Origin of the sequence: Amycolatopsis sp. CB00013, assembly GCF_001905755.1 — a bacterium.
GTDB lineage: Bacteria > Actinomycetota > Actinomycetes > Mycobacteriales > Pseudonocardiaceae > Amycolatopsis > Amycolatopsis japonica.
Window position 1 is genome coordinate 1,526,764 of record NZ_LIWC01000002.1, and the last position, 19,199, is coordinate 1,545,962.

Annotated in this window: 19 protein-coding genes and 1 tRNA gene; 17 read left to right on the plus strand and 3 right to left on the minus strand. The window is 68.5% G+C overall.

What is annotated here, in order from left to right:
* Positions 1–5: 5 nt before the first annotated feature.
* Positions 6–1,133, minus strand: coding sequence for a hypothetical protein (locus AMK34_RS17370; protein ID WP_073845998.1), 1,128 nt, complete (start codon positions 1,131–1,133; stop codon positions 6–8).
* Between the two features lie 176 nt (positions 1,134–1,309).
* Here AMK34_RS17370 and AMK34_RS17375 point away from each other — a divergent pair, with 176 nt between their 5' ends.
* The 4 genes from AMK34_RS17375 (at position 1,310) to AMK34_RS17390 (ending at position 3,667) form a co-directional block, all read left to right on the plus strand.
* Positions 1,310–1,816 (plus strand): hypothetical protein, encoded by a 507-nt coding sequence (locus AMK34_RS17375; protein WP_038507258.1) that lies wholly within the window; start codon positions 1,310–1,312, stop codon positions 1,814–1,816.
* 75 nt (positions 1,817–1,891) lie between these two features.
* Positions 1,892–2,500 (plus strand): hypothetical protein, encoded by a 609-nt coding sequence (locus AMK34_RS17380; RefSeq protein WP_073845999.1) that lies wholly within the window; start codon positions 1,892–1,894, stop codon positions 2,498–2,500.
* 187 nt (positions 2,501–2,687) lie between these two features.
* A complete protein-coding gene (locus tag AMK34_RS17385; protein WP_073846000.1) occupies positions 2,688–3,227 on the plus strand; it encodes a DUF2716 domain-containing protein in 540 nt (179 codons plus the stop codon).
* 38 nt (positions 3,228–3,265) lie between these two features.
* Positions 3,266–3,667 (plus strand): immunity 7 family protein, encoded by a 402-nt coding sequence (locus AMK34_RS17390; RefSeq protein ID WP_038507266.1) that lies wholly within the window; start codon positions 3,266–3,268, stop codon positions 3,665–3,667.
* A 270-nt stretch (positions 3,668–3,937) separates the two neighbouring features.
* Here AMK34_RS17390 and AMK34_RS17395 read toward each other — a convergent pair.
* Positions 3,938–4,010: transfer RNA gene (locus AMK34_RS17395), tRNA-Gly, on the minus strand.
* Between the two features lie 197 nt (positions 4,011–4,207).
* Between AMK34_RS17395 and AMK34_RS17400 the strand changes: the two genes are divergently transcribed.
* The 3 genes from AMK34_RS17400 to AMK34_RS17410 all read left to right on the plus strand — a co-directional run bounded on the left by AMK34_RS17400 (position 4,208) and on the right by AMK34_RS17410 (position 7,200).
* A complete protein-coding gene (locus AMK34_RS17400) occupies positions 4,208–5,758 on the plus strand; it encodes a sigma-70 family RNA polymerase sigma factor (protein WP_073846001.1) in 1,551 nt (516 codons plus the stop codon).
* A 105-nt stretch (positions 5,759–5,863) separates the two neighbouring features.
* The gene (locus AMK34_RS17405; protein WP_005161585.1) at positions 5,864–6,304 is read left to right on the plus strand and encodes a hypothetical protein; all 441 of its coding nucleotides are present in this window, start codon (positions 5,864–5,866) and stop codon (positions 6,302–6,304) included.
* Positions 6,305–6,336: 32 nt separating this feature from the next.
* Entirely contained in the window at positions 6,337–7,200 is an 864-nt protein-coding gene (locus tag AMK34_RS17410) for an Fpg/Nei family DNA glycosylase (RefSeq protein ID WP_038507276.1), read from the plus strand.
* Positions 7,201–7,234: 34 nt separating this feature from the next.
* Here AMK34_RS17410 and AMK34_RS17415 read toward each other — a convergent pair whose 3' ends face one another.
* Entirely contained in the window at positions 7,235–8,350 is a 1,116-nt protein-coding gene (locus tag AMK34_RS17415; protein ID WP_073846002.1) for a serine hydrolase domain-containing protein, read from the minus strand.
* A 169-nt stretch (positions 8,351–8,519) separates the two neighbouring features.
* Between AMK34_RS17415 and AMK34_RS17420 the strand changes: the two genes are divergently transcribed.
* The 10 genes from AMK34_RS17420 (at position 8,520) to AMK34_RS17465 (ending at position 19,160) form a co-directional block, all read left to right on the plus strand.
* A complete protein-coding gene (locus tag AMK34_RS17420) occupies positions 8,520–9,815 on the plus strand; it encodes a histidine kinase (protein ID WP_038507282.1) in 1,296 nt (431 codons plus the stop codon).
* 19 nt (positions 9,816–9,834) lie between these two features.
* On the plus strand, positions 9,835–10,680 hold the full coding sequence (locus AMK34_RS17425) for a S49 family peptidase (RefSeq protein WP_038507285.1): 846 nt from the start codon (positions 9,835–9,837) through the stop codon (positions 10,678–10,680).
* 186 nt (positions 10,681–10,866) lie between these two features.
* Positions 10,867–12,234 (plus strand): glycoside hydrolase family 16 protein, encoded by a 1,368-nt coding sequence (locus AMK34_RS17430; protein ID WP_038507288.1) that lies wholly within the window; start codon positions 10,867–10,869, stop codon positions 12,232–12,234.
* Between the two features lie 143 nt (positions 12,235–12,377).
* A complete protein-coding gene (locus tag AMK34_RS17435) occupies positions 12,378–13,214 on the plus strand; it encodes a LytR/AlgR family response regulator transcription factor (protein ID WP_038522137.1) in 837 nt (278 codons plus the stop codon).
* On the plus strand, positions 13,211–13,729 hold the full coding sequence (locus tag AMK34_RS17440; protein WP_037333690.1) for a hypothetical protein: 519 nt from the start codon (positions 13,211–13,213) through the stop codon (positions 13,727–13,729). The genes AMK34_RS17435 and AMK34_RS17440 overlap by 4 nt, the downstream gene beginning before the upstream one ends.
* A 159-nt stretch (positions 13,730–13,888) precedes the next feature.
* Positions 13,889–15,679, plus strand: coding sequence for a sodium/solute symporter (locus AMK34_RS17445; protein ID WP_038507291.1), 1,791 nt, complete (start codon positions 13,889–13,891; stop codon positions 15,677–15,679).
* Positions 15,680–15,818: 139 nt separating this feature from the next.
* A complete protein-coding gene (locus AMK34_RS17450; protein WP_038507294.1) occupies positions 15,819–16,163 on the plus strand; it encodes a DUF485 domain-containing protein in 345 nt (114 codons plus the stop codon).
* Positions 16,160–17,791: a solute symporter family protein gene (locus tag AMK34_RS17455; protein ID WP_037333680.1), complete on the plus strand. Its 1,632-nt coding sequence runs from the start codon at positions 16,160–16,162 to the stop codon at positions 17,789–17,791. The genes AMK34_RS17450 and AMK34_RS17455 overlap by 4 nt, the downstream gene beginning before the upstream one ends.
* Positions 17,792–17,838: 47 nt before the next feature.
* Positions 17,839–18,189, plus strand: a complete 351-nt coding sequence (locus tag AMK34_RS17460) for a rhodanese-like domain-containing protein (RefSeq protein WP_007030524.1) — start codon at positions 17,839–17,841, stop codon at positions 18,187–18,189.
* 44 nt (positions 18,190–18,233) lie between these two features.
* Entirely contained in the window at positions 18,234–19,160 is a 927-nt protein-coding gene (locus AMK34_RS17465) for a DUF4328 domain-containing protein (protein WP_073846003.1), read from the plus strand.
* The last annotated feature ends 39 nt before the right edge of the window (positions 19,161–19,199 follow it).

The window sequence follows — 19,199 nt, forward strand, 5'->3', positions numbered from 1 at the left end:
GCTTCTCAGTTCGACGGCAGAACGGTGTCCAACGAGGTCAGCGTCTGCTCCAGCCGGGTGTCGAGCGCTTGCGGGTCGCCGCCGAGCGGCTGCGAGACCCAAGTCGTCACGGCCATCGTCCCGGAGACGTAACCGAAGCCGCTGAGCTGGCCGTTCTTGTTCGCGCCGACGAGGGCGAGCCGATCGCCGACGCGCTGCTCGCGCAGCCCGGCGTTGATCGAGTTCCCCCGGAAGTACTTGACGATCGCGGCCGCGTCCTTCGCGTCGTTCGCCGGGATCACCAGGACGAGGTAACTGTTCGTACCCTCGTTCGAACCCTTGTAGGTGATGGACGCGACGTTCTTGGACGCGAGGAAGTCGCCCGCGGCCTTCGAGTAGAAGTTGAGCTCGACGCCCTTCGCGACCGACATCGTCGAGTTGTCCTTCGACGGTGTCCCCGGCAGCGCGGGCAGTCGGTCTTCCAACGGCGTCTGGGCACTGTCGGGCCGGCCCGACGGTGTGAGGTCGCCCGGCGGCTGGGCCATGCTCGGCTGCTCGGCGACGTTCGAGGACTGCGACGAGCCCAGCCACAGCGTCCCGCCGATGATCAACGCCAGCACGACCAGCACCCCGGCACCGATGAACAGCCAAGTCGGCTTGCGCTTCCCGACGACCGCGTAGTCCTCCGCGGGCGCGTAGTGACTCGGGCCGGGCTCGGGCGCCAGGGGCGGAAGCGGCCGGTTCAGTGCGGCGGTGGGCGATGGGTTCTTCGCGGGCGGCGCGGCACGCAGGTAGACCGTCGGATTGATGTCGGCGGGTGAAGGCGCGGTCGTCTTGTGGTCCGCGATCCGCGGGATGGCGGCCTTCTTCTCGGGCTCCCCGACGGTCGGCGGCGGCGTGTGGACCGGCTGCGTCCGTTGGTACGGCTGGGGCTGCTGGACCGTGACCGTGGACGGCTCGACCGGGCGCGCGGCGGGATTGGTGCTGTGCCACGTCCCGCCGGGGCGCCGCAGCGGCGAGGGCACCGGCGACGGCATCGTCCCGCCGGAAGCTTCCGCCAAGAGCTCGTCGCGCTTCCTGCGGTGTTCGGCGTGCCCGATACGACCCGCGGCCAGCTCGACGTCCAGCTGTCGAAGCTCGTCTTGCCAGCTCATTTAGCCCCCTGCCGCCGGGTGTGGGCAGCCAGTGTTGCATGCACCCTTATGGGTGGTTGATGTGGTCTTTCCTCATTCTTGCGTCCACTCACGACCTGGTCCAGCACTGATCTCGCGGCTGGTCAGGCGCGGCTGACCGCTCCCGGCGGTACGGTGGCGGACGTGGGTAGGACCGGGTGACGGAGATCGACGCGTGTCGCGGCGCGTTGCGCGAGCTGGCCATCGGCAGGCTCGCCGGACGTGACGTCCGCACCTCCCACTTGGTCGAGGCCGGTCTGGACGCGATCGTCGCCGGACTCGACACCCCGTCCCTCCCCTTGCTCGCCGGGCTCGAATCCACCGCCGAAGCCGCCGTCGACAAGGCGTTCGACCAGGTCGTCGACGAACTGGGCCTCGAACTGCCCGCCGATCCGACGGCCGCGCGCTGGCTGCTGATCCACGGCTGGCTCACCGCGATGGTCCAAGGACGCCTCTCGCCCGCGGCCGGCGGCGCCCTGGTCAGCGAAGTCGGCGAGCTGCTCGGGTCGCCTCAGGCGTTGCGGGGGATCACGCGCTGGTCGGCGATGCTCGAGCACTGGATCCCGACCGACCTGACCCCGAGGGACGTCTGCGAGGTACCGATCCTCGAGGAGTCGGCCGAGTTGCTCGAAGGACCTTGGCCTCCTTCACCGCGTCACCCGTAAAGCCCCGTTTTCTGTCGTACATGTGTTCTAAAATGGTCGTTGTACAGCAGGAACAGCGGCGAAAGGCAGACACGGATGGCCTACATCACCCTGCCCACGTTCGTGGGGTACAGCACGAGCTCGGGTCCCTCGCGTTCCTCGTTCGTCCGGCGTTGGCGCCGTCAGTACGAGGACCCGGCCCGGGGCGGGTTCAACTTCTACCTCCGCGCCGCGAACGCGATCCGTGCCGGGCGGATCTCCGGGCGGGATCGCGAGGCACTGCGGGCACTGGTCGAGAACGCGGACGAGCGCACGCGGCCGCACTACACCGAGATCGCCAACGGCTGGCTGCGCTACGTCGGGCGGCGTGACCTGCGGCTGGCCGAGGTCGGCCGGTCACGATGGCGGCTCGGCTCGCTCGAAGTGGGTATCAATCCGCATCTCGGCCTGCGCAAGGGCGACGGCCCCGTCTACGTGACCTGGCTCTATTTCAAGGAGGAGCCGTTGAGCCGGGACGCGGCACAGATGGTGCTGTGGCTGCTCGAACAGACCATGGACGAGCTGCGGCCGGGCGGGCGTCCGCTGGTCGTCGACGTCCGGCGATCGAAGGAGTTCGCCTTGTCGCCACGTGATCGCGACAAGGTGCGGCCGTGGGTGCGGAGTGAGGCCTCGGCCTTCATGAGTCTCTGGGAGGCGGCCGCATGATCGATCGACGGCGAGCCCGCGTTCCGTGGGCTCGCCGTTCACACACCGTCATTCTCATGGTTCCGGCGGCGGCGCAAGACACCTGATCAGGTGACAGTTTCACGGAGAATGCCCACGAGCTGGACAACTTGGTCCCCGAACACGAAGCTTTCCCAGTCTTAATCGGCCGAACCACCGAGGGTCGCTCGTGAACAACGCTTGGGAAGCCATCTCCAGGGTCGCAGATGAGCCCGCCTGGTACTGGGTCTACGACAAGCTCGCGTTCTGGCCGAGCACCTACGCGCACGCCTGGCCGGGTTTCCGCGAACCCGCCCCGTCCGTCGCGTGGGATCTCGCGCCCGGCGGCCTCGACCGCGCCTCGGCCGAATTCCGGGTCGGCCCGTACGCCGTCGAGCAGAACGACGTCGCCCGCGTCGCCCTCTCGGCGCTGAAGGACTGCGTCGCCGAGGACGAGTGGGTCTGGGTGCTGCACTGGCAGCACCAGTCGTACCGCTTCTACCCCCATCGGCACGCCGCGCTCGACCCGTGGCCGGTCCCGGTGTTCCCGCGCACGGACTATCACATGTTCCTGGCGAACGACTTCCGCTTCGGCACGCTCGGGCACCCCTGGGAACGGACCCTGTGCGTCTACGGCGAGAAGCTCGTGCCCGCCTTCGAAAAGCACGGCGAACGGGTTTTCAAGAACGCGCTGCGGCGTAACGGGGCACCGGCCGCGATGGCGGGCTGACCACCGGCCGGCGGGCGGACCTGCCTAAACTCAGGCGGGTGTTCGAATACCACGGGTGGGTGACCATCCAAGCGAGCCCTTCCGGTGACGACGACGCCGCGCTGCTCGAGCGCATCGTCGAGCGGGTGCACCGTGCCGTCCGCGACTTCGACGACGGCGACCTGCTCGACCTCCGCTGGGCGGCCGGGGTGCCGGTGCTGCACCTGGGCGGCATGGACAAACACGGAACGGCGATCGCACCCGAGCTGGTGGACCTGTTCACCCGCGTCGGCGACCTCGCGCCCGGCTCCTACGGCCTCCTGCATGTCTGGGACGACCAGGATCCCGAGCACGACAACGAATTCAAGGTGTACCGGATGGCCCGCGGCCTGGTCACCGAGCGCGGCGACGAGCACCTGTCCCCGGTCGCGCCGACCGTGATGGACGGCTACGAGATCTGAGCGGTCTTCTTCGGCGGAAGGCCCGATCGACGAGAGATGGCCGGCTTCTCGTTCTCCAGCCCACATATGCACAAATCCGAATTACTACGGTCGTGTGACCCCACTCACCGAACCTGTAGCACTTAGTAATCGAAACGATCGACGCGCCCAAGAACCGACTCGCCAACGCGAGATACAAGGAACGTGGGGGTCCGGGGGCTCGGGCCCCCGGGAATTGTGGCGAGTACGCTGCGGCGCAGGCTTTACCTGCGCACGCGGTGCCCGCGTGCGAGCGGATGACGGGATTCGAACCCGCGACCCTCACCTTGGCAAGGTGATGCGCTACCAGCTGCGCTACATCCGCATGTCTTGCTCTGCTCCGGCACTCGTTTGAAGCAGTGGAACAACCATACACCGACCGTCTGTAGCGGTTTCGACCCACCCCTACAGGTGCTTCGGTGTCACACGTGGCGTACAAGGGGTGACGACGGCTGCATACCTCCGTATGGTGTCCCCATTCGACCGAATGGTGAGTCCTTCGGGGAGGAGGTGCCTGGCCGGATGACCGAGCAGGGCACGGTGCCGCTTCAGGCGGCCTCGGAATCCGACGAGCAGGCATTGCTCCAGCGTCTCCGTGATGGGGAGGACGCTGCCTTCGGGGAGCTTTTCGAACTTCACGCCGCCGCCGTGCGGCGGTTGGCCCGCAGTCTGGCCGCCGATCGGTCGGAGGCGGAGGACATCACCGCCGAGACCTTCTTCCGGGTGCTTCAGGCGTTGCGCCGGGGTGCCGGGCCGCGTGACTACGTCCGGGCCTATCTGCTGACGGTGGCTCGCCGCGTCTCGTGGGAGTGGCACGGCGCGCGTCGTGATGTGCCGGTGAGCGACGACGAGCTGACCTTCCGGGCCGGGGCGGGTGCGGACACGCATGCCCGGACGGCCGAGCATTCGCTGATCACGACCGCTTTCACGAGTTTGCCGGAGCGTTGGCGTTCGGTCTTGTGGCAGACCGAGGTCGAAGGCGAGCAGCCGTCGATGGTCGCGCCGCATTTCGGGTTGAGCGCGAACGCGACGGCGGCGTTGGCCCGCCGGGCGCGGCAGGGGCTGCGCGCGGCGTATCTGCAGGCGCATCTGTCGGTGAACCGCGGGCCCGATTCGTGCCGTGCGGTGGTGGAGAAGCTGGGCGGGTTCACCGCGGGCAGCGTGACCGGGGCCGAGGCTCGCCGGATCAAGACCCATCTGATCGCCTGCCAGTCCTGCCGGGCCACCCACGACGAGCTGCGTGACGTCTGTTCCTCGCTGCGGGCGCACGCCGGTGTGGTGGCGCTGCTGGTGCCGGCCGCCGCCGGGGCCCACGCGAGCGGGGCGTTGTCCGGGCTCGCCGCGTCGGTCAAGGGACTTCTGCTCGGCTCGAAGGTGAAGGTCGGCCTGGCGGTGGCGTCGACGGCCGCCGCCGGCGCGGTCGGGATCGTGGCCGGTCCGGCCGTGTTCGGCACCGACGTCACCCACACGGTGGGCCTGTCCGGGGGTGGTCTGCCGGAGCTGGCGCTGCTGCCGGCGCAGGTCGCGCCGCCCGCCCATGACCAGCCGGTGGAGATCCCGCCGCAGCGGATCGCGCAGGACCAGCTGCAGGGCAAGGGCGCCCAGCCCGCCGTGACCGGACGAGGACCCGGAGCCGAGCTCGGGGTGTCCGACCTGCCGAGCCTGCCGGGAGCAGGCACGCCGCGGAAGGAGCTGGGCGGCGGAGACGTCGTGCAGCCCCCGGGCGAACAGAATCCGACGCAGGAGGAGACCTCGCCGCGCAACGAGGTCCCGGATCCGGGCACGGGCTCCAACCAGACCACCTCGAAGCGGGACGACATCCCGCCGGAGGAATCGTTCAGGCCCACCGAAGAGTCGCTGAGCCCGACCACGACGACATCGCGGGACTCGACCGAGCAGTCGACCACGCCCGAGTCGACGACTTACCCGGAAGGGTCCTCTTCGACGGAGACCGGGACCCCCGAAAGCACGACCGGGACCCCGTCCGGCGACACGTCCGAGGACGAGCCGAGCCCGGTCAAACCGACTTCCCACTATCCGGAACCGGGTGTCGACTACCCGACGTGCCCATAACGCCCGAGCGGGCATATCGCCTTCGAACTCTCGCGAATCCGGCTCCCGTCACGGTACGGTGGAGCTCGCTCACGACGAGCGAGCGGCCGCGCGGGAGGCGACTGAATGAACCGGCTGGTGCACGGCGAGGACGGCCGTGACTGGGTGGTCCGAGCCCAGATGGAATGGCGTGCTCCCGCGACAGCGGACGATTTCGAGCACGATGTGGCGGGCAGCTACGGCCCGGGTATCGCGATGATCGCCGTGACGGCGCTGCTCGCGATCGTGCTCATCATGTGGACTCCCGCCGACGTCATGATCCCGTCGTGGGTACCGCTGGCGCTCTTGCTGATCGCGCTGTTCTTCCCGCTGCGGTGGATTCTGCGCCGTCCGTGGACCGTGGTCGCCGAGACCGAAGGCGATCTGGCCGGCGACCGGCCGTCGGAGCGCTGGGTGGGCACCATCCGCGGCATGTTCACCGTGCGCGGCGAGGTCTCGAAGATCACCAAGACCATCCAGAAGCACTCGCTGCCGGATTTCGACGGCCCGTTGCACCCGGTGGAGTAGTCGCGGCGGCCTGAACGCGCGAGACTGGGGCCATGCCCGAGTTACCCGAGGTCGAAGCGCTCGCTCACCACCTGCGTGAACACGCGGTGGGCAAGACGGTCTTCCGCGTCGACGTGTCGTCCCTCAGCGTGCTGAAGACGGCGACACCGCCGTGGACCGAGCTGCACGGCCGTGAGGTCACCGGGGCCGGCCGGTTCGGCAAACATCTGGATCTCGTCGCCGGGGATCTGCATCTGGTCGTCCACCTGGCGAGGGCGGGCTGGCTGCGCTGGTCCGACGCGTTGTCGCCGGCGCCGCTCAAACCCGGCAAGGGGCCGATCTCGCTGCGCGTCCATCTCGACGCGGCCGCCGGGCCGGGTTTCGATCTCACGGAGGCCGGCACGAAGAAGGGCCTGGCGGTCTGGATCGTGCGCGATCCGGAGAAGGAGGTCGCGAGCATCGCGCGGCTCGGGCCGGACGCGCTTTCGCTGGACCGCACGCAGCTCGAGAAGTTGTTCACTGGGCGCACCGAACGGTTGAAGACGGCGCTGACCGATCAGTCGCTGATCGCCGGGATCGGCAACGCCTACTCCGACGAGATCATGCACATGGCGAAGCTTTCCCCTTACGCCACAACCGGAAAGCTGTCCGAGGCGGCGCTCGACGGGCTTTCGGAGGCGATCCGCGAGGTGCTGACCAGCGCCGTGACGCGTTCGGTCGGCCAGTCCGCGGCCCGGCTCAAGGGCGAGAAGCGGTCCGGGCTGCGGGTGCACGCGCGCACCGGGTTGCCGTGCCCGGTCTGCGGCGACACGATCCGCGAGATCTCGTTCGCGGACAAGTCGTTCCAGTACTGCCCGACCTGCCAGACCGGCGGGAAACCCCTCGCGGACCGGCGGATGTCGCGCCTGCTGAAGTGACCCGCCACCCTCGCGTTTCGTCCTCTGAATGCGGTCAGCAGAGAGCGGCCATCACCGCGGGCATCGGCGGCTTCGGCACCCGCTGCCCGCCGTGCACGTCCGCGGCGAGGTCGTACACGTTCAGTGCCAGCACGAGCTGCTTCGAGCCGTCCTCCGTGCTCATCGAGACGCTGTAGAACCCCGGGCCCGCGCCGGTGTTGCCCCAGACCGTCTTCGCGCCACCAGCGCAGGGCAGGTTGAGCGTCTCGACGCCGGCGCCGTACGCACCCAGCTCGCTGTACGGCACCAGCCGCTTGAGTTCGGCCTGTTGCGCGGGCGCCAAAAGCCGTCCCGCCAGCAACGCGCGATGGAATGTCGCGAGGTCGTCGACGGTCGACACCATCGCGCCCGCGGTCCAGTCGTACGACGGGCTGAACACGGTCATGTCCTTCCCGCCCATGTCGTACCCGTGCAGATGCGGACCTCGCAGGAACGGTGACCACAGCGGGAAGTACGTCCGGCCGAGTTCGAGCGGATCGAGGATCCGCCGCTGGATCTCCTCGCGGACGTCGTCGCGGGTGATCTTCTCGATCACCTTGCCCAGCAACAGATATCCGGTGTTCGAGTACTCCACGCCGCGGCCCGGCGGGAACGACGGCCGGTCGGCGAGCGACCGCCGGATCACCTCCGACGGCGTGATGATGTGCGCCCGGTTCCCCTGGACGAGGTACGGGTCGAAGAAGTGCGGATCCAGCGGGTCGTGCACGCCGGACGTATGGTTCAGCAGCATGCGCACCGTGATCTTTTCCGGTTCGTAGCCCGGTCCGCGTACGACACCGGGCAGGCGCTGCTCGATCGGATCGTCGAGCGACAGCTTCCCCTCACCCGCCAGCTGCAGGACCACGGTGGCGACGAACGCCTTGGTGTTGCTGGCGATCCGGAACCGGTGGTGCGGCCCCGCGGCTTCGCGCGTGGCCTGGTTCGCGTATCCGGCGCCGAAGCGCGAGACCGCCTCACCGTTCCGGACCTGGGCGACCGCTCCCGGGAAACCCCCTTCGCCGACGAGATCGCCGACAGCCGCGCGCACCGGGTCCCCGGCCGCGGCCGCCGTCCCGCTCCCCAGCAGGACCCCCGCCAGCACCCCCGCCGCAAGCTTCCCCGATCCGCGCATTGTGTTCCTCCCCCGGAAGCGATTGCCTGCGCACAGTCTTTCCCGTGCGACGGGGAGTGACCATGGGGACAACGCCCGGGTCTTGGGTAGGGTCGGCCCCACCCTCAGTTGTCACAACTCAACGGAAAGTGGGGAGCAGGCCTTGCACCCGGTTGGTCGAGCGCAGAGCATGGACGCCGTGTCCGGGCTCGAAATCGCGCAGATCATCCCTTGGGGTGTGGCGCTGTTGCTCGCCATCCTCGTCGTCGTCCTGCTGATCAAGCTGAGGCGTCCCGCGAGCATCGTCGAGAACGCGGTGCTGCAGGCCGTCCACCGGATGTCGAAGGCGACACCGGATCTCCGCGAGGGGCTCGACGAGCAGGTCGCCGACAAGATCACCAGCCAGCTGCTGGAGATGCTCGACTGCGTCGCCGTCGGCATCACCGACAGCGAAGGCACGCTGCTGTCCTGGGACGGCGAGGCCAACGACCACTACGTCGACCTCGTCGACGCCATCGGCAACGCGATCCGCAAGCACCGCCGCGAGGTCGTCGCGCACGACAAGATGCCGTGCAACCACCGCGGCACCTGCCGGATGCGGACGGCGGTGATCGTGCCGCTGATCGTCGAGGGCGAGACCGAGGCCGCGCTGCTGGTCGTCGGGCGCACCCGAGGGCGGCTGGTGCAGATGGCCGACGCGGTCGCGCAGTTCGTCTGCACCCAGTTCGAGCTGGCGCGCCTGGACGAATCGAAGAACCAGCTGCAGCAGGCGGAGATCAAGGCGTTGCGCGCGCAGATCTCGCCGCACTTCGTCTACAACGCGCTCAACACCATCTCGTCGCTGATCCGGACGGACCCGGAGGAAGCGCGAGAGCTGCTTCAGGACTTCGCGGACTTCACGCGCTACTCGTTCCGGACGTCGGGCATGTTCACCTCGCTCGCCGAGGAACTGCGCAACATCGACCGGTACCTGACGATCGAGAACGCCCGTTTCGGCGGACGGCTCGAAGTGCGGATGAAGATCGCGCCCGAGGTGCTCTCGGTGGTCGTGCCGTTCCTGATCATCCAGCCACTGGTGGAGAACGCCGTCAAACACGGTCTCGCGTCGAAGCCGTCCGGCGGCTGCGTCACGGTGATCGCCGAGGACTACGGCGCCGAAGCGCTGATCAGCGTCGAAGACGACGGCATCGGCATGGAGCCCGCCAAACTCGCGGACCTGCGCAGCCAGCACCGCACGGGCGCGCACGTCGGCCTCGGCAACATCAACCAGCGGATGCAGCAGGTGTTCGGCCGCGACTACGCGCTCATGGTCGAAACGGCGCCCGGCGCCGGCATGAAGGTGACCCTGCGGGTGCCGAAGTTCATGCCCGGCGTGCGCCCGAACCTGCCGGACTTCTCCGCCGACAGCGCCACCGTCCCGCCTCAGGGCGGCCCGAACGAGGCCAGCGGGGTGAGCGGTTCGCGCAGCGGCGTGCTGCCGTCGTGAACGTCGGTAACCTGGCGGTATGAGCGTTGCGGACAAGCTGACCTCCCGTCTCCCGATGATCGGCGAACGGGGTGAGCGCAAGGACGTCGTCGCCGTGGTCAAGCTGCACGGGGTGATCACGCCGACCCCGTCACCCCTGGCCAGGGGGTCGATCAACCTCGCCGCCGTCGAATCGGCGCTGACCCGCGCGTTCGCCCACGAGCGGCTGAAGGCCGTCGCGCTGCAGATCAACTCCCCGGGCGGCGCGCCGACGCAGTCCGGCCTGGTCGCCGAGCGGATCCGCCAGCTCGCCGACGAGAAGAAGGTGCCCGTCCTGGCCTTCGCCGAGGACGTCGCCGCGTCCGGTGGTTACTGGCTGGCCTGCGCGGCCGACGAGATCTACGCGCACCGGACGTCGATGGTCGGCTCCATCGGCGTGATCAGCGGCGGGTTCGGGTTCACCGGCCTGCTGGAGCGGTTCGGCATCGAGCGGCGGCTGCACACCGCGGGGGCGAACAAGTCCCGGCTCGACCCGTTCAGCCCGGAGAAGCCGGAAGACGTCGAGTGGCTGAAGAAGATGCACGGCCAGCTCCACGAACTGTTCGTCGACTGGGTCACCGAGCGCCGGGGCGACCGGCTTTCCGGCTCCGACGACCTCTTCAACGGCGACGTCTGGCTGGGTGCCCGCGCGGTCGAACTCGGCCTGATCGACGGCGTCGGCAGCCTCCGCCAGGTGATCACCGAGCGGTACCCGGACGCCGAGATCTCGGTCGCCGAACCGAAGAAGCCGCTGCTGGCGCGGCTCGGCATCGGCGCTCCCGCCGCGGCGAGCGCGTTGCTGGACGCCGTGCAGTCCAAGGCCGCCTGGAGCCGCTTCGGCCTCTGACCCGCGTGCAATGAAAGGTCCTTTCCTTGCGAAATTTGCGAGGAAAGGACCTTTCCTTGCGTCCGGGGGCGGCGGGGATTCACCCGAACGGTGGTAGGCGTAAGTGGTTCAGACCAGGTCTCATATCGGACATACCGCTTTGTTGTGAACGGCAACAAACCTCGACAGCGTTGACGAGGAGGTCCGATGTCCGTTAATCGTTCCCGAACGAGCCGCTGGAAGGTCGCACTGGCAGGCGCGGCCTTGCTCTTGGTGCCGCTGGCCTTGCCCGCGACCGCCGCCGTCCCGCCGCCCCCGGCAGGCTGGACCACCGTGTTCACCGACGACTTCACCGGCGCCGCGGGTTCGCTCCCGTCGAGCGCGAACTGGATCGTCGACACCGGCCACGCGTACCCCGGCGGCCCGGCGAACTGGGGCACCGGCGAGATCCAGAACTACACGGCGAACCCCGCCAACCTGGCCCAGGACGGTTCCGGGAACCTGCGGATCACGCCATTGCGCGACGGCGCGGGCAACTGGACCTCGGCGCGGATCGAAACGCAGCGCACGAACTTCAAACCGCCCGCGGGCGGCGCGCTGCGGATCGAAGGCCGCATCCAGATGCCGAACGTCACCGGCGCCGCGGCACTCGGCTACTGGCCCGCGTTCTGGGCGCTGGGCTCGCCGTATCGCGGCAACTACTGGAACTGGCCCGCCGTCGGCGAGTTCGACATCATGGAGAACGTCAACGGGATCAACACGGTCTGGGGCGTGCTGCACTGCGGCGTCAACCCCGGCGGCCCGTGCAACGAGACCACCGGCCTGGTCGGCAGCCGCACGTGTCCCGGCGCGAGCTGTCAGAGCGCGTTCCACACCTACACCTTCGAATGGGACACGAGCGTCAGCCCCAACGTGTTCCGCTGGCTGGTGGACGGGCAGCAGTTCCACTCGGTCGACCAGAACCAGGTCGACGCCACGACCTGGGCCAACATGACGAACCACGCGGGCTACTTCGTGCTGCTGAACGTCGCGATCGGCGGCGCGTTCCCGAACAACAACTCCGGCACCACGACACCGGGGCCGGGGATCGTGCCGGGGCATCCGATGCTCGTCGACTACGTCACCGTCCTGACCCGCGGCGGCGGCACGGAAAACCCGGGCGGCGGCAGCGCGTACGGCACGATCCAGGCGGAGTCGTACGGCCAGGCGGCGGGCATCGCCAAACAGGCCACATCGGATTCCGGTGGTGGTCAGAGCATCGGCCCGGCGGGCAATGGTGACTGGGCGTCGTATCCGAACGTCGACTTCGGGACGCAGACCGGCAGACAGTTCCAGGCGCGCGTCGCGTCCGGAGCGGCGAGCGGCGTGAGCGGACTCGTCGAAGTCCGGCTCGACAGCCGGTCCAACCCGCCCGTCGGCAGCTTCGCCGTCGCGAACACCGGCGGCTGGCAGAGCTGGCGGACCATCCCGGCGAACATCAGTGGTGTCACCGGGAAACACGACGTCCACCTGACCTTCACCAGCGGCCAGCCTGCCGATTTCGTGAGCGTCAACTGGTTCACCTTCACTCCGTGAAGGGATAGATGTGGCACGGCGAGGCGGTTCGTGTCACCGGAAAAGATGACGGCACCGGCCACCCCGGGCGCGGGGGTGCCGGTGCCGTCCTTTCGTTCGACTTTCGTGAAGCGGGCTGGACAAGGAACCCTGCAATGGGCAGGATGCGTCTCACTGTGAGTGCTCACGATGACACCCGGAAGCTCATTGTCCTGGCGGTGGACGATGAGCCCAAAGGGCTAGACGAACTCGTCCACTGTCTCCGGAACAGCCCGCACGTCGCCCTGGTCTACCCGGCGATCGACGCTTCGGAGGCGCTGCGCCTGCTGTCCGCGGACGATCCGAGGCTGGCCGATCGCAAGGCCCGCGGTCTGCCGATCGTGGACGCGGTGTTCGCCGACATCGACATGCCCGGTCTGTCCGGGATGGAGATGTCCCGGGTGTTCGCCGCGCTGCGCCCGTCGCCCGCGCTGGTCTTCGTGACAGGACACGCGGAAGAGGCGGTCAACGCCTTCGACCTCGGCGCGCTCGACTACGTGCTCAAGCCGTACCAACAGGATCGTCTCGACCGCGCGATCACCCGCGTGATCGACAAACTCGCCGCCAACGCCGCGCCGCAGTTCGGCGCGGAAGGCGGTCTCGGGCAGGTCAAGAACGACGACGAGGTCATCCCCGTCGAACTGGCCGGCACCACCAAGCTCATCCCGCGGTCTTCGGTCCGCTGGGTCGAGGCGCAGGGCGACTACGCCCGGCTGTTCACCAACGACGGCAGCCATCTGGTCCGCATCCCGCTCGCCCAGCTCGAAGAACGCTGGGAGAAGGCGGGTTTCGTCCGCATCCACCGGTCGTTCCTGGTCTCGCTGCCGCTGATCACCGAACTGCGTATGGGCCAGGGTGGCTACCAGGTCGTGATCGGTAACGAGGAGAAGGTGCTGCCGGTGAGCCGCCGCCACACGCGCGCCCTCAAGGACAGGCTGGTCGGCGCCAACCGGTCGTCGTGACCGACGACTACTACCGCCGGGTCAACGGCGTCCGAGAGCCGGACCCGACGCTGGGCAAGCGCAGGAAACCGGCGCAACCCGAGGGCGCCGCCGTCGAGCCCGTGCCGGGCGCGCCGTCCGGTCCGAAGCACGAACAGGCCAAACCCGAACATCACGCGAAACCCAAGCGGCAGCGGGTGATCCTCGCCGATCCGCGGCAGGCCACCAGCACCCTGCGGGCCAGGGTCGAGCTCGAAGAACAGACCAGCTGGGGCAAGCTCCTGGTCAAGGATCTGGTGAAAATCCAGCTGCGGACGGCCTCCTGGCTGGCGCTGCTGGTGATGGTCACGCTGTGTTCGCTTCCGGTGCTCTTCTACCTGATCCCGTCCTTCGGACGAGTGGTCGTCGTGGGCATTCCGTTGCCCTGGTTGATCCTCGGCGTGGCCCCTTTCCCGTTCCTGTTCGGGATCGGCCTCTGGTACAACCGGCTCGCCGAACGTCATGAACGCGACTTCGTCGACATGATCGAGAACTGATTGCGGAGCTGCACATAGAGGAGGACCCATGATCGCGCGCCCTCTTGTGGCCGAAGGCCACGGAAACGCGGTGGCAGGGCGCCTTGATGCCTCCGTGACCGACCTGCTCTCGCCGCGCCCTGGCAGCGCGTTTCCGTCAGCGCGCGATTAAATGACACCGTGCAGCTGAACTCTTGGGCCATCGCCGGCATCGTGCTGGTGGCGGTCCTGACCTTCTATCTGGGACACCGCTCCTCGCGGTCTGCCGTCAGCACGCACGATTTCCTCGTCGCCCGCCGCACCGTGCGCTCCCGCCGCAACGCCGCCGCGATCTCCGGTGAGTACCTGTCCGCCGCGTCGTTCATGGGCGTCGCCGGCATCGTGCTCAAGGACGGCGCCGACGCGCTGTGGTTCCCGATCGGTTTCACCGCGGGCTATCTCGCGCTGATGCTGTTCGTCGCCGCGCCACTGCGGCGGTCCGGCGCGTACACGCTGCCGGACTTCGTCGAGATGCGGCTGGGTTCGACGATGCTGCGCCGCGTCTCGACGGCGTTCGTCGTGTTCATCGGGATCCTCTACATGGTCCCGCAGTTGCAGGGCGCGGGCCTGACGCTGGCGACCATCCTGCCCGTGCCCGCGTGGGCCGGCGCGATCCTGGTGACCTGTGTGGTCGGGTTCAACGTGATCGCGGGCGGGATGCGCGCGATCACCGTCGTCCAGGCCTTCCAGTACTGGCTGAAACTGTTCGCCATCGCGGTCCCCACGTTCATCCTGTGCATCGTGTTCCTCGGCGCCGGACCGCCGGGCAGCGCGCGCCCGCTCGGGCAGCCCGCCCCGCCGACCTTCCCCGAGAACACCACGGTTTCGGTGCAGGCCGACGTCACGCTGAAGGTCACCTCGGTGACCGTGCTCGAGGCCTACGGCCAGGTGGAAGGCGCGCGCGCCAACGGTTTCGCGGTGTGGGCGCCGGAGGCCGCGCACAAGGTCGCCAAGGGCACGACGCTGAAGTTCACCGCGGGCACCCCGGTGCCGGTGGTCAGCGACGCGCCGACGTCCAATGGCGACTGGCTCCGGCCCGGTTCCGGCAGTCTCACCGATCTGCTGCAGGTCTATTCGCTGATCCTCGCGACGTTCCTCGGCACCATGGGCCTGCCGCACGTCCTGGTCCGCTTCTACACCAACCCCGACGGCAAGGCCGCGCGCCGCACGACGGTGCACGTCCTGCTGCTGCTCGGCCTGTTCTATCTGTTCCCGACGCTGCTGGGCGCACTGTCGCGGATGTACGTCCCGGAACTGCTGGTGACCGGGAAGACCGACGCCGCCGTCCTGCTGCTGCCGTCCGCGGTCCTGCCGGGACTCTGGGGGCAGATCCTGGGCGCGGTGACCGCGGCCGGCGCGTTCGCGGCGTTCCTGTCGAGCTCGTCCGGGCTGCTGGTGAGTGTCGCCGGGGTCGTGTCCACCGACGTCCTTCCCGGCCGCGTCCGCGATTTCCGGGTGGCGACGGCGATCGTGGCGCTGATCCCGTTCGCGCTGGCGGTGCTGCTGCCGTCGGAGGATCTGTCGCTTTCGGTCGGGATGTCGTTCGCGCTGGCCGCGTCGACCTTCAGCCCGCTGCTGCTGCTCGGGGTCTGGTGGCGCAAGCTCAGCTGGCCCGGTGCGCTGGCCGGGATGCTCGTCGGCGGCGGACTCGTGCTGTCCGCGCTGGTGGTCAACATCGTCAGCAAGTACACCGGCGGCTGGGCGCCGTGGTTCTCGAACCAGCCCGCGCTGATCACCGTCCCGGCCGCCTTCCTGACCACCTACGTGGTGAGCCGCGCGACCGGATACGGGCGGCCGGACGACGTCCACGGCGTGATGCTGCGGCTGCACGCGCCCGATCCGCTCGGCTTCATGCGGGACCGTGCGGTCGCCCGGTTCGGGCAGGCCGAAGAGAAGACCCGGACCACCGGAAAAGGCCGTCACCGGAAGTAAATCACTCTTTCGAGTCGCGACCCTCTACGCAGAGTCGTACCGTTCACTCAAATGGATTGCTCCTCTCGCGCCCTATGAGGGGCATGATCTTTCGTGACAACGAAGTCATGGAATGGTCGCGGCAGGTGGGAGGTCCGACATGAGCGAGACCGATCAAGACCTGGGTTCCGAACCGGAATCCGACTGGGAAAAGGTCCAGGCGAGTCCGGAATTCACCGAGCTGCGACGACGGCTGCGGGTATTCGTTTTCCCGGTGTCGGCCCTGTTCCTCCTCTGGTATCTGCTGTACGTGCTCCTCGCCGACTACGCGACCGAGTTCATGAGCACCAAACTCTTCGGCAACATCACCGTCGGTCTGGTCTTCGGCCTGCTGCAGTTCGTGTCCACCTTCGTGATCACCGGCCTTTATGTCCGGTACGCGAACCGGAAGCTCGATCCGCTCGCGGACAAGATCCGGCACGAGGTCGAAGGGACCGAACGGTGAATACGCTGGCAGCGGGCGTACAGGGCAGCAGCCCGGCGCTCAACATCACCATTTTCGCGATCTTCGTGGCGATCACGCTGGTGATCGTTTTCCGGGCGAGCCGGAATACGAAGACAGCGTCCGACTACTACGCCGCCGGCCGCGCGTTCACCGGTCCGCAGAACGGGATCGCGATCTCGGGCGACTATCTTTCCGCGGCATCGTTCCTGGGTATCGCCGGTGCGATCGCGATCAACGGTTACGACGGTTTCCTCTACTCGATCGGATTCCTCGTCGCGTGGCTGGTGGCATTGCTGCTGGTCGCGGAACTGCTGCGCAACACCGGCAAGTTCACCATGGGCGACGTGCTCGCGTTCCGGATGAAGCAGCGCCCGGTCCGCGCGGCGGCCGCGATCTCCACGCTCGCCGTCTCGTTCTTCTACCTGCTCGCGCAGATGGCGGGTGCGGGCGGTCTGGTGAACCTGCTGCTCGGTATCGAGGGGAACCTCGGCCAGGACCTGGTGATCGCCGTCGTCGGCGTGATCATGATCCTGTACGTGCTGATCGGCGGGATGAAGGGCACCACCTGGGTCCAGATCATCAAGGCCGTCCTGCTCATCGCGGGCGCGTTCGCGATGACGTTGTGGGTGCTCGGGAAGTACGGCTTCAACCTCTCCAGCCTGTTCCAGGCCGCCGTCGACAAGGGCGGCCGGACCGGGGAGGCGCTGCTCGGCCCGGGCAAGCAGTACGGCAAGACCGGCACGACGAAACTCGACTTCCTGTCCTTGGGCATCGCGCTGGTGCTCGGCACCGCGGGGCTGCCGCACGTGCTCATGCGCTTCTACACGGTGCCGACCGCGAAGGACGCTCGCCGTTCGGTGGTGTGGGCGATCGCCCTGATCGGCATCTTCTACCTGTTCACGCTGGTGCTCGGCTACGGCGCGGGCGCGCTCGTCGGCCCGGACGTGATCGCGAAGGCGCCGGGCACGACCAACTCGGCGGCACCGCTGCTGGCACTCGAACTCGGCGGCCCCGTCCTGCTCGGGTTCATCGCGGCGGTGGCGTTCGCGACGATCCTCGCCGTGGTCGCGGGACTGACGATCACCGCGTCGGCGTCGTTCGCGCACGACGTCTACGCCAACGTGATCAAGAAGGGGAAGACCGATCCCGACAGCGAGGTCCGCGTCGCGCGGATCACCGCGCTGGTGATCGGGGCGGTCGCGATCGTCGGCGGGATCCTCGCGAAGAACCAGAACGTGGCGTTCCTCGTGGCGCTCGCGTTCGCGGTGGCGGCGTCGGCGAACCTGCCGACGATCCTCTACTCGCTGTTCTGGAAGCGGTTCAACACCCAAGGCGCGTTGTGGAGCATCTACGGCGGCCTCGCGGTCTGTGTGCTGCTGATCGTGTTCTCGCCGGCGGTGTCGGGCAAACCCGTCGACCCGAAGACGGGCAAGAGTGCCTCGATGATCCAAGGCGTCGACTTCCATTGGTTCCCGCTGGACAACCCGGGCATCGTCTCGATCCCGGTCGCGTTCTTCCTCGGCTGGCTCGGCACCGTGCTGTCCAAGGACCACAACCAGAAGAAGTACGCCGAAATGGAGGTTCGCTCGCTCACCGGCGCCGGGGCGGAAAAAGCCGTCAAGCATTGAGTTGTTCTTCACGCGCGCGCAACGGGACGGGATGCGAGGATGGCAGGGTGGTGAGCCCTGCTGACATCCCGACCGTCGCCGTCCGTGATCTGCCGAAGGACGGCGTCGCGCTGCTCGACGTCCGCGAGGACGACGAGTGGGCCGCCGGGCACGCTCCCGGCGCCAAGCACATCCCGATGGGTGAACTGCCCGCGCGGGTCGGCGAACTCGACGACCTGCCCGACGACCAGCCGGTCTACGTGATCTGCCGCAGCGGCGGCCGGTCCGCGCGCGCCGCCGCGTGGCTCAACGCGAGCGGCTGGGACGCGGTGAACGTCGCCGGCGGGATGGGCTCCTGGAAGCAGGAGGGGCGCCCGATGGTCGGCGACCATCCCGGCGTCGAGCCCGAAGTGCTGTAACCGTGCAGCCAGGCCACTACCCACCGAGGGCGCCACTGTCGCCGATGCCGCCCGTGCGCCCCGCGCCGATGCGGCAGCCGGTGCGCCATCGCGTCCGCTGGGTCGCTTCGCCGCCGCCCGGCGCGCTGCCGCAGCGTCGCAAGCCCGTGGCCGAGCGCTACTCCGGCCCGCCGTCCTACCCGGTCCCGCCGAGGTGGGGCTTCCCGAATCTGGTCTGGCGCCGTCCGACCGCCGTTCCCGGGACGGCGTCCGGCGAGGTCACGGCGGGGGAGCGGCTGCGGGTGATCACGCGCAGCCTGCTGCCGGTGCTGTGGACCTTCGCCGCCCTTGCCGTCATCGCCTCGGCCGCGGAGATCTGGCGCTACGTCCTGCTGGTACAGAGCCGCGACTCCGCGCTGTCGACGTCCGTCGTCTCGGTCTCCGACACCTTCGTGATCACGGCCGGCCTGCTCACGACGATCCTTTCGCTGCTGCCGGCCGGGCTCACCGTGTGGTGGCTGCTCGTGGCCAGGCACGCCGCCGCGGACGTCTCCGGCGAGGCGCCGCCCAGGCGGCAACGGCATGTGCTGGCGTTCGTGCTGGTGCCGGTGGTGAACCTGATCATGGTGCTGCCGGTCGTCGCGGAACTCGAACACGCCGTCCTGCGGCGGACGCGGGAAACCCGGCCGAAGCCGTCGCGGCTCGTGCTGGTCTGGTGGGGCGTCTGGGCCCTCAATTGGGTGCTGCTCGCGATGGTCATCGTCTGGCGGTTCCGTGACGGCGTGCAGGCGCTGGCCGACGGCGTCGTGCTGGTCGCGCTGACCGACCTGACCGCGGCCGGTCTGGCGGTGGTGACCGCGCTGCTCGTGAAGCGCATGTCCGGGCTGCTCGCTCCTGTCGAGGAGAAGCGCCTTCGGCTGCTTCGCGTGCTGAAGGTGGATGGGGTTCCGGAGCCGGAGCGGCGCGAACGTCCCGCTTCCTCCGTGCGCTGACGCAACTTTTTCACTAAACGTTGAATGCGGATTCGCGCA